Annotated in this window: 3 protein-coding genes; 2 read left to right on the top strand and 1 reads right to left on the bottom strand. The window is 45.9% G+C overall.

Annotation, left to right across the window (positions count from 1 at the left end):
• The coding region (locus tag FWJ59_RS09555) for a DUF362 domain-containing protein (protein ID WP_414481695.1) at positions 1–363 on the top strand (363 nt) is incomplete at its 5' end.
• A gap of 73 nt (positions 364–436) precedes the next feature.
• Here the strand turns inward: FWJ59_RS09555 and FWJ59_RS09560 are convergent.
• Positions 437–916 (bottom strand): HNH endonuclease, encoded by a 480-nt coding sequence (locus tag FWJ59_RS09560; protein ID WP_414481696.1) that lies wholly within the window; start codon positions 914–916, stop codon positions 437–439.
• Between the two features lie 466 nt (positions 917–1,382).
• Between FWJ59_RS09560 and FWJ59_RS09565 the strand changes: the two genes are divergently transcribed.
• The coding region (locus FWJ59_RS09565; RefSeq protein ID WP_414481697.1) for a protein-L-isoaspartate O-methyltransferase family protein at positions 1,383–1,711 on the top strand (329 nt) is incomplete at its 3' end.

Consider the following 1,711-nt stretch of genomic DNA (forward strand, 5'->3'; position numbering starts at 1 on the left):
CAGAAAGGCATGGCCCTTTGTACCGATGTGGTGTTGAAGACCTTTGAGCCGGGGCACGTGTTTCACATCAATTTCCTCACCAATATAACTATACTGTGCGACTGCTGGGGCCTTACCACCCCATCGCTGGTGCCCGACATTGGCGTTTTTGCTTCGCAGGATATCGTCGCAATTGAAAGGGCCTCATTGGATGCGATTAAGGTGGAGGACCTCATCCCATCGGGACTTCCCCAGGGCATGGAGCTAGGCACCCATGGGCACCTGTTTGAGCGCATACATAGAAAAGACCCCTTTATCCAATTAAGGGAGCTGGAGAAGAGAGGCCTGGGCACGCAGGAATACCATATCGAAGAGGTGTTCTAAGGTATTCTAAAAGCAATGTATATGGCCTGATATGAGGGGTAGCGTTTCCCCTCATTAACTTTTATGTAGAGCATTACTCGGAAATGTGAGGCTGCGTGCCGAGGTGTACCACCTTTACTATCCGGTTTTCCTTGACGTACAGGCGGTAGTTCTTTCCCTGAAATACCACATGGGAGTTTATCCCTTCCAGCCTATCTACACTTTCAACTATGCTCTGTATTTCGTGGCTGGAGAATTGAGCACAGGATGTTTTGACTACCCCATCCCTTACGCCTGCCTTGAAAAGCTGGATCATTACCTGTTCAAAATCGTTGGGGATGGAGCTCTTTTTAAGCTTGTTGCATTTCTTGCAGCTCAGTATCAGGTTGAATATGTCGTTGGTGCCGCCCTTGCTCCTGGGAAGATAATGGTCCAGGCTGGCCTGATGAAACTGAAGGCGTTTATCGCAAAAATGGCATCTGCGGCCGTCTCTTTCATATATATAGGATTTCAAGGATTTCTTCGGCTTCATGGGTTTAAGCTCCCTTAAATTCGTTGATGTTAATTGCGGCATTGAATTGCCGCCTCATATTTCATAAAAGCAGAATTTTCTGAAAATTCTGGTACGGCTTTGGACCTCTCGTGCATTTATTTTAATACTCATACATCTCGGAGACAATGTCTCATCTCGAAAGGAAACGCTTGCCCGCTGATGAGCATATGGTTTTTTATTCTCCGGGAAATATTTTATCATATTTTTGCCAGCTTATCTTCATTCGCAGCAGGTTATGAAAAAAGCCTGTGCATATTTTTTGGGAATTTTGCCAAATGTTCAGCTATAAATTTTGCACATAAACTACAGGTTCAAATAAACTAAGCCAGTCACAATGCCGAGAAAACATAAGTAAATCTCAAAAGGAATTGAAGAAACCGCTGCCAAATTGGTATATTGCGGAACTGCTAAGCGAGATTTTGTGATAAAATAACCATAAAGGGTTGACGATAAGGATAAGGGGGATAGCGGAAAGGGGGATAGCGGGATGGCTTGGATAAGGGAATGTATGCCCGAGATAACCGATGATAGGGTGTGGGATGCGCTCAACTCTATACCTAGAAGGCTGTTTCTGGGGGAGGCCTATCAGGATGACGAGTTTTTGGATGCCCCACTACCCATAGGGTTTGGCCAGACTATATCCCAGCCTTCCCTGGTGGCTTATATGACGCAGCTTTTGATGCTGGAAGGCCATGAAAAGGTGTTGGAGATAGGTACCGGTTCGGGATACCAGACCGCATTTTTAGCACGCCTTGCCAAGGAGGTATATACCGTAGAGGTAATAAAACCCCTGCAGGAGCGTGCAAAAGAGGTTCT

Origin of the sequence: Caldicoprobacter sp. (genome assembly GCF_047459465.1) — a bacterium.
Taxonomy (GTDB): domain Bacteria; phylum Bacillota; class Clostridia; order Caldicoprobacterales; family Caldicoprobacteraceae; genus Caldicoprobacter.

Excerpts from the sequence above, each read along its gene's own strand:
- FWJ59_RS09560 (WP_414481696.1), bottom strand. The coding sequence starts at position 916 with ATGCCGCAATTAACATCAACGAATTTAAGGGAGCTTAAACCCATGAAG.